Consider the following 10,482-nt stretch of genomic DNA (forward strand, 5'->3'; position numbering starts at 1 on the left):
AGATAGTGACACCAAATCGGGTGATTTGTTAGATTTTATGTAAAGTAGGTCTACTGCACTACAAATTTGAATCGGGAAGAAGAAGAACCATCTTTAGCAACCAGAATAACCACATAGGTACCCGCTGCCAATCTTTCACTGAAGGTCACTTTTAGTGTACCCTCTGCATTCCAGCTGGTTTGATAACCTACCATTCTTCCTAACATATCATGAATGGAGGCAATCTTTACATCCGCATTATTGACAGTAAAGTAAATTACATCTCCATTTCCTGGGTTAGGGAATAAAGTAATCTCTCCCAATACTCCACTTACGCCAAAGTTTACTTTGATCACTTTTGAATAAGTATAGCTTCCATCCTGATCCACCATTTTCAATCGATAGTAGGAAACACCTGTATAAGGTTTGTAATCAATAGACTGATAGGTCTGCAATCCGGAAGAATTACCTGTTGCAGTTACCTGAGTTACCTCTTCAAAGGTTTTACCATTCTGACTTCTTTCAACTACAAAGTACGATGTATTGAGTTCCGAAGCAGTCTGCCAGTTCAGATTTACCTGTTGATCCACGGCTTTGCCTGCAAACTCAAGTAAGGTTACTGGAAGAGGATTGTAGTCTATCTGTGTAGCCAGCGTAAATGGACTGAAGCTTTCTACCGGACCAGCAGCATGCACTGTATTATATACGGAAGTTAATGCACCACTCGGATTGCCAACAGCTCCCAGCGTAGGGTGATTGGTAAATCCAGTAGCTCCCATATTTTGCCACTTGGAGATTGTTGTATTCCAGTGAGCTACCCGTAAGCCCGTATAATTAGTAAGATTTCCGTTAGTACCAACCCCACCGGATTGTGGATTGCGCCAAGTCAGAGTTACATAGACATTATCAGTCAGATTCTCTCGATTGATCATCCAGAATTCTTTCGCACTTGCATTCCGTATGGAACCATTCGGATCTCCCAGTTCAACAGCCACAGGGTTGAAACCATCAATATTCGGATTTCTGTAATAGAACTGACTAATAAACGAAGACAAACTATTCAGAGTAGTAACAGAAGAAATACCACTTGGACGATAATACGGAGTAGAGCCATTTAGGTATCCGATTGGGAAATAGAAAGTACCTGAGGCAATTCTTCCTACTTTTCGTACCGCTCCTATCACAAAGCTCGCATCCGTTACATTCGTTACACTTGCATTATCACGAATAATCAACAAACGTGTAGAAGGTGAGATATTCAGTGAAATCAGGTCATTACTACGTACTAATCCTTTTTTAAAGCTTGCCACATTGGTAACACCCACATTAGATCCTAACGTCACGGATATTCCGGGAATGGTTGTTGTGTTATTGAATGTCAGGTTATAGAAATCCTGTGTTCCTGCCTCACTTGCATAATTTTGACTATTGTTTGTTGTAATAGTCTGATTAGTTGTACCTTCTAACTCTACTTCGCCAGAACGTGCATTGAATTCGTTACCAGGATGGCTGAACCAGTTACCATTCAGATATATTTTATAGTTTAACACGCCAGCATCCAGCAGATTATTAGCTCCGCTTACAGCACCTGTTGTAGAAGTAAGTCCACCAATAGTGAGGTTTTGACGAATACGAGTATTGTTAGTAAGCGTTTTGGTCACCGAGCCTGTTGATGCATTCACAATTGACAACTGTGCATAGTTGGCATTAGAAGTCTGTGTACTATTGTACAAACCCTGAATTTGCTGTGTCGCCCCGGCATTGTATACAACCATTGTATTCAATTCAAAATTGATATCTGTACCATTCTGAGTGGTATAACCGGTTGGGAATGTAGTTGCGGTTGTAGCATTTCCCAGCGTCAAACGGCTTGCACCTGTAGTTCCTATTGTAGTCGCATCAGTAGTTGCAGTACGTAATAAATTGTCTGCAAGTGTGACGTTACGCATTTTAAACGACTGTCCTGCCACACCACCTAATTGGAAACCATTATCTACCAGATTTACATTTGGGTTAATTGTCAGACTACCACGTACAGTTGTACCTGATGCACCACTTCCATTGGTCGTCAATGTTTTGTTAATTAATGCAGGAGAAGATGCAGCAGGGTTATTTAACACCAGGTTTGCATAAGTTGTAGTACCTGTCCCTCCCAACCCCTGAACATCCTGATTTGCATTTGCATTATATATAACGGTTGTTCCTGCATCAAAATTAATATCAGAACTACCACCAGGTCCTGTACGGAATCCGGATGGGAATACTGTTACAGTAGTACCAGTGCTGCTTATCATAAAGCGGCTTTCCCCTGTTGTACCAGTAGTAACTCCTGTTTCCGGAACGCTTGTCTGAACCATGGTAGTATTAAACATTCCAAATGTACTGGTGGATGTTCCTGTAATCTGATATCCACCATCAGCCAAAGTGTTGTTCGGGTTAATATACAGGTTACCTCTCACCGTAATTGCACGTCCACTTAACGTCTTTACAATTGGGAATACGTTTCCTGCTGCTGGAGTAGTAGCTGGATTTGTCAGAATCAGGTTAGCATACCGGGATGCTGCATTTGAATTATTCTGTAAACCAGCAATTGTCTGTACTATACCTGCATTATAGACCACAGTTGTTCCTGTTTCAAAATTCACATCTGTACCTACTAAACTATAGTTAGCAGGGAATGTAGTTGCAGTTGTAGCATTTCCTAATGTAATACGGCTCTCACCAGTGGCACCAGCATTACCTGTATTTGTCACTGGATTGACAGCCAATGTAGCATTACGCATTGTAAATACTTGGCCTGTAGTACCTGTAATCTGATTTCCATCATCGATCAAGTTATTGTTCGAGTTGATAGTCAGGCTCATACGAATTGTTGCTGGCCCAGTTAGAGTTTTAGATACGACCTTAGGAGTTGAAAATACCGGATTTGTAAATACCAGGTTTCCATATTGCTGAACCTTTATAGATGAGTTAAGACCACGCACAGACTGAGCAAGACCTGCATTATAGACAACTGTTGTAGTATCATCAAATGTCAGATCTGCATCCAAATAATTAAGAGGAAAAGCAGTAGCTGTTGACGCATTGCCTACCACCAAACGAGCCTCACCCAACACATATCGGTCTTGGCTTGCCAGTTGTTTACTCAAATCCTGAACGATTTTGTAAGAAGATCCAAAAGCAGATACATAATAGGTATTTCCTGGATTCTCATAATAATTGTATTTTAATCCCTGAGGACCAGTTGCAGTCTGCAATAAATTGGCTGCTGGAATAGGCTGTTTAGAGATACCAGGACCTGCCCAAGACAATGATAAAAGGCGAGAACCGGTTCCCTGAGTATAAGTAACTGAAATTGGATACACTCCTGCAGTAGTAAAATTTATAGTAGGTCCAGATCGCTCAGCAGACCCATAATAATCGTTATTAACCACCATCATGCCATTGATCATAACAACACTCTGATCATCTGAATTACTATAGAAAGTATATGTACCAGCAGAAGGAATCTTAATATATCCGTCAAAACGTAATCCTATGTAGTTGGCACGAGCCAGCAGACTGTCAATAAATAATGGACTAGTAGGATTAGTCATTATACCGCTACTGGTTGGCGCCTGGTTATTGAATACAGCTCCCAGAGGATCTGTTTTATAGTTCATTGTAAATATTTTGCCAGCAGTACCTGTAATCTGATATCCATTATCTACCAGATTACTATTTGGATGAATAGTCAACACTCCTCTGACAGTAGTTGCACCTGTTAATGTTTTCTGTATTAGCGTTGGTGCTGTTAAAGTAGGATTTTGTATTGTCAGGTTTCCATATTGCTGATTAGCAGTAGCAGAAGTTAGGCCTTTCACCTGTTGTGCAATTCCGGCGCTATAGACAATTGTGCTATTGGCGTCCAGATTCAGGTTAGCATCTGTAAAGTTTAGCGGAAATACGGTTGCAGAATTTCCTACTGTCAATTTACCTGTTGTATTGCTTGCAGGTGTATATCCTGTACCAGAAGTTGTGGCCACATCCATTGCACCTGTACCCAGAGTCAAATAAGCGTTAGATCCCATTGTCAACACACTGGTTCCAGCAACGTTTCCAGAAATCTGGAAACCATTATCAATCAGGTTAGTTCCTTGTTCTAAAGTTAGATTGCCATTAATTTGCAAAGGTCCCATAGCCAATCTCTTACGCTGATTAGTCAATGCCATAGCTGGGGACGCGGAGTTGGTAACGACAAAACGGAAGTACAGGTTGCCATAGATTGGCAATGCACTTACATCCTGGTGTCCATATGCACTATAAGATACAATACTATTTACACCCAATGAGATTTTGTTCTGTGCAAAGTTTGTTGGGAACAAAGTAGTCATTGGAGAGTTATTATTAATAGTTGATGACGTCCATCCATTACCAATGCTCAATACAGCATTATCTGTCATTGTAAACGTTCCAGTCGCATTTCCTACAATCTGGAATCCTCTGTCATATAGTCCACCCTGAGTAATAGTGAAGTTATTGTCTATAGTCATCCCACTATTAAAAGGCTGGTTACTATTAGTTGATGAGCCAGGCTCTCCACCCCCATCACGATTATTCTGAACCACAACCCAACGTTTTGGATTGCTTATTAGTAACGAACTTGAACTTACAGTATAACTGATATCAGTTGGAACTGGCTTAGATCCACGATTAATAACCAGGTTCCAGAACGGACTGGTATTTGTCACAATATTCTGTGTTCCATTCACAGCATCTGAACCATTAAACGTTACAGTATTCCCTCCTTGGTGTAGGAATCGACCCTGAGGGTTGGGAGAGGTAGCTCTACCCACAGTCCAGTTACCTGTTAAGCTTATATCATGGCCGTTTGCCTTTAAATCGCCGTAAACGATTGAAACATTACCACGACGTGCAGTACCATTATCCACTGCATCCACAATAACATCACTATCCAATCGGTATACAGTACTTACAGAGTTTACCTCAATAGGTCCAACAAAATTCACTGTACTTCCATTATTCTCTCCATTAGCATCTACAAATTGCTCGCCTGCACTTGAAGGAGCACGGAAAGAAAAGAGTCCAGTAAACTGATTCTTCATTTTCGGATCCAATGTTAGTTTACCTAATACCCACATTTCATTCAAAGGCAGATCCGAAGCCAGAATAGCATCCTGCATAATATCGTTCTTCCAGGTCATGCTTGCACAAGTAGCAACACTAACATCTACAATCACCCGATCAAAGTATTTCACATTACCAAGTGAATCTGTTACTGGAGCTCCTGAACTGAAGGAGTTACTGTCAAAGACTACATCATTTATACTACTTGGAATACAACTACCTCCATTCACAATCTTCCCAGGATTCAAAGGTGTTGTAGCCCAGTTTTTAGGGTTACTCCATAAACTATTTTCACTAGTGTTACTAGCATTTCCACCTACCCAAACAAATGTACCTACAGACGGAATCCCTGTCAAGAAACTAATGTTCGTGCAACTGTTGGCTACATTGGTACTATTACTTGCAGTAACAGTGCCTGTTGTAGAAATGTTGTTCAGATCACGGGCAATGATACTATACCAGGCCTGGCTGCCACTGAATTTTATCTTCGCTGCCGCACCCGGATTACTTGCATTAATGGCAATCCATGAACTACAAGAAGCAGAAGCTGTAAACAATCCATTTACATTGGTTGTAGCTAGTGAGGTAAATTGAAAAACACCATAATCACTAACAGTTACATTGCCAAGATTATTAGTTGACTTGTTATAAAAAGAAACTTTTGCGTAGGGATTAACAATTAGATCACCATTGATAGTATAGGCTGCAGAACCAGGAATCGGATAACCAGTTCCACTACTTGTATTGCCTCCGGCAAACCAGCCAACACTTTCATCATCAAACAACATAGTCTTACCAGCTACCAGTGTAGCTGTACTACTCATTCGAAAAATAACACCTGTCCCCCTGAAGAATACATTGTCTTTGAAAGTAGTGCTTCCACCCGTTGAGTTAAAATGAATGGTAGCTTGAGTACGTAATGTATTTACACCACGAATATCTACTGTCTTATTAAATATATTGGTAATAGAAAATACAAAGGCATTGTTTACATCTGACGAACCTGCAGTGGTGAAGGTATCCATAAATTCATTGTTACCCAGGAATCGGAAAGCAGAATTGGTTCCGAATGATACAGGACCATTGAATATATTGTGATTAGGTGCCGCCTGACTGGAACCTTCGATCTGGCGTTGATCCGCATTTCCTGTATTAAGATTGTTCGCAACAGTAATGGCACCATAAGTATGCGGACACGTTCCATTTATGTAAAACTGACCTCCATTGATGCTGGTTACCTTTCGGAATGTAATCCGGTTTACGACACCATCCTGTGTATCATAGTCTGCCGTTACAATATCCACATCTTTGTTAAGAAGAATGATATCCGGAATTTCTCTCAACAGAGCTGTGGTACGGGGAGATCCGGGATTAACGCCATAATAAGGCAGATTGGTATTATCATCTCCAAAACGCAACTGCACAGAACTTGTTGATGTATTGGCAATGGTAAAGGAAGCATTAGGCCCTGGAGTAAGAAACATAAACTGGTCACCTCTGAAGTCTATACCTGTAGCAGTTCCCGTAATGCTTACTGCAGAGTTTTGCAGATCCAAAACCCGATCTTCAAAAGCAGGCAATACAGGATTTCCATTTACATATTTATTAGCACTTAAACGTCCACAAGCTACTGGCATACTATTGGTCTTCAGTGTTCCTGATTGTAATCCCAGTTCACCTGTTACGTTAAAAGAAGCAGGTCCCTGTAATGTCCATGTTACTCCAGCACTATAAAACAAAGCTATAGGTAATGAAGCTGTAGTTCCTGAAGGAGTTGTGATGGTACGATTTGGGAAGGAATTGGTGGTAGCAGGATTCGTAGTAAAGGTAAATACAGAAGTAGTTTGGTTAGAGGTACTTGTCATTGTCAGATTAGGAGCCAATGCCAGGTTTCCATTGATCTCAAGAGGATTGCTACCCATAGCAAGTGTTGTAGTAGCAGGAATAGCACCATTTACCCATGTCATATTCCGACAGGTCGCATTTGTAATATTAAGTGTTACCTTTTGCCCACCTGCAGAAAATGAACTATTATCAAAAACCACATCGTCAGCAGGTGTTGGTATACAAGCTCCTCCTACTGAGTTAGAGTTGGTAGACCAGCGTAACGGATCACCCCAGTTTCCATTTCCTCCTACCCAATATAAAACCCGATGTGTAGTAACACCATTGTTATATAATACATTAACATTATTAGTATACGTTGGGATTGTTGCGGCATAGGCATTGATCATTGAAGAAGATGCATTAATATCCTGCACCAATACCTGATTATTAAAGTAATGTACTGTTGGCAATGATACGATAGCTCGACTCCCGCTAGTTGTCGAACTTATGGCCACGGGTGAAAAACAGGCAGACCTCACATCCATATTTCCAGAGAAATTGGCCGTTTTAGCACTACGAAATACCCAGTTAAATCCCGTGCCACTCTGGCTATTAATAATAGCTGTAGCAAATGAACTGTTGCCATCATTATTCAGTGTAAATGTACTGGATGGATTGACAGTTACAGTTCCAGCAAAAGTTTCATCTCCTGTTCCTTGGAAGGTTGTATTGCTTGTACTACCAATAGTAAGGGTAGAGGCAAAACTGGTAGCATTATTAAATACAATATCTACATTGGCATTGTTTAATGGGTTCAGAGAGACTGTCCCTGTAAAGGAAGTGGTACCACTTGTAGAAGCAAACTGCAACTCTGTACCTGTTGTATTTGCTAAACTAGCAGTAAAGGTGTTGGCAAATACATTGGTACCTGTAAAGCGAATATCATTTCCAGCGCCACCGGTGTTATGTAAAGCAAATACACCGTTAAAAGTGTTAGTCCCATTAAAAGTCGCAATTGTACCACTATAGGAATTTGCAAATGTAACTGCAGCAAAGATATTATTATCAGGTGCAGCGGAGCTACTACCATTGAAAGTAACCACATTGTTATTTCCATTGATCGTAATATTACCATATGTCTTTGGTGCTGTACCATTTACTGTAAAATTACGAGTAATGGCATTATTAACAGCAATAGTTCCAAACGTAATTCGATTGGCGGTATTGGATGTATTTATTGTAATATCATTGGAATTTGTAATTGTCAAATTCGGCAGTATTTTACTTTGAGATCCTGTCTCTATAATTACCGATCCGGCTCCGGATAATGTAATAGAGGATGTACTGGATGCTAATGTAAAATTAGAAGTGTTGCCTTGTAAATCCAATACAGTTCCTGTGCCATTTAGAGTATGAGTTGCAGTACCCAGATTCAGAGAACGTGCCAGATCAGACGCATTGTTTACAGTTAGTGCACCAGATATAATACTCTTTCCATTCGCATTAAGGGCTCCTGCCATCAGATTGGTTGTATTAATTACTGTCAAATTGTTACTAAGTGACCATGCCCCGCCTTGTCCATTAAAATCGACATTAGCTAACCCTTCTCCATTAAGATTGATGGTTTTTCCTGTTGTGCTGGCAACAAAAATTACTTTTCCAAGAAAAGTACTACCTGTACCAGTCTGATTCATTGCAGCAATCAGAGTCAGGTTACCTGCAATGGTTAACGTACGAGCGGCAGCACCCGAAAGAGTAGGCGTGTTAGTAGCTCCAGTCCAGTTCATAGTCCGGCATACTGCATCTATATCAATTGTTACTGTACCAGTTCCTGAACTAAATGAACCAGCATTAAAGTTTACATCATCATTGATGGTAGGAATACATTGTCCACCAGCTCCACCTGAAGTCAAACTCCAGTGAGCTGTTTCACTCCAGTTTCCGGTTCCCCCAACCCAGTATAAGGTACGGGCAGCAGTAGCGAAGTTAAAAGTAACCGAAGTATTATTTCCGTTATTAACCCCGTTGTTAACTGTCAGAGAAGCTCCACTGTTCAATATATCCTGTATGGTTGGCCCATTTAGGGTTTGTGGTGCTGTTAAATTTAGCTTTGCCAGACCGCCTGTGGTAGAAGAACCGACAAAAACTGAATAACAAGGGGTTGAAACTGTAAATACCCCAGTTATAGAGTTTGTACCATTGCTAGCTGGAGTAAACTTTAAGTTTACAGGGCTATTTGTACCTATCAAACTAATAGAGGTAAAATTATTATTACCTGTGTTGGCAAAACTGGCACTACCCCCTGTGATAACTACTCCTGCAAATGTATTATTTCCACTGCCTCCAAAACTAACATTTCCATTGTTGACTGTTGTTATACCTGTGAAGGTGTATTGTCCATTCAAACTCACATTCCCACCAAAAGTTACACTATTCAGTGTCAGTCCTCCACTCAAGGTACCTGCAATAGTTCCTGTACTGACAAGATTGGTTCCTGTCCAACTCCCTGCTACTGTACCTAAACTCAATGTTCCATAACTTTTGGTCGAGGTTCCAGTAATGTTGATTGTCGCATTCGAACCTCCACTTAGAGAACCAATCGTATGGGTAACCGCTCCATTACCTGTGGCAATAGTAATTATCCGGCTGGTGCCAGCAGTGAAGCTAAGTCCTCCATTGAGTGTTTTGGCTCCACTACCCAAATCTATATTTATATCATTTCCATTATCCAAAATCATTTTTCCACTTCCACTCACACTCATGGTGTTGGCCAGTACCAGACTGTTGCCTTTCACTGTCAGATCCACTGCCATACTCAAAGTTGGATTATTGACTGCACTTGCCCAGGTCATTGTGTTACAAGTTGCACCTGTAGTCAAGGCAACAGTCTGTCCAGTATTAGTAAAAGAACTGGCATCAAAAACCACATTATCCAGTGCAGTTGGCACACATTCCCCACCAGCTCCCCCCGAAGTCAAACTCCAGTGAGCTATCTGATTCCAGCTTCCACTATTGCCTACCCAATACAAGGTACGGGCTGAACTGATGTTAATATTGGTGTTATTGCTTCCTACTCCATACAATATCGTAAGAAGTGAACCTGTGTTGTTAATATTGGATACGTTCACATATTCCGGGTCGGGAAATGAACTAAACTTAACCGCGGCCTGAGCCCCTGTGTTGGATGTGAGTGTCACCGCTAAACTACAACTACCACTGGTGGTAAAATCTCCATTGGCATTGGTCGTACCGGGGGCAGAAAACTTCCACGTACTACCGGCAGCCAGCGTTACATCATTCAATGTGGCTAAACCTGTGTTGGAAAAAGTAACCACTGAAGAACCTGCCACACTGACAGGCTGGGTAAAATTCTGGGTCACACCCCCAAAGTTAGCCGTTACCCCACTGTTGATGGTAAATGCTCCCTGATAAGTCTGGCTGCTGGACACGTCCATCAACGCTCCTGTATTTAAAACAAAACTGTTCTTAAAGGTCTGACCATTGGTAAAACAATACAGTTTGGCACTCCCACTGACAACAAGGCTGGTT

1 protein-coding gene is annotated in these 10,482 nt (G+C 41.1%); it reads right to left on the reverse strand.

Going from position 1 to position 10,482, the window contains the following annotated elements; genetic code table 11:
- Window positions 1-50: 50 nt before the first annotated feature.
- A complete protein-coding gene (locus QNI15_RS09065) occupies window positions 51-10,388 on the reverse strand; it encodes a PA14 domain-containing protein (RefSeq protein WP_314031464.1) in 10,338 nt (3,445 codons plus the stop codon).
- Window positions 10,389-10,482 lie beyond the last annotated feature (94 nt).

Source organism: Xanthocytophaga flava, from assembly GCF_030068545.1.
Taxonomy (GTDB): domain Bacteria; phylum Bacteroidota; class Bacteroidia; order Cytophagales; family 172606-1; genus Xanthocytophaga; species Xanthocytophaga flava.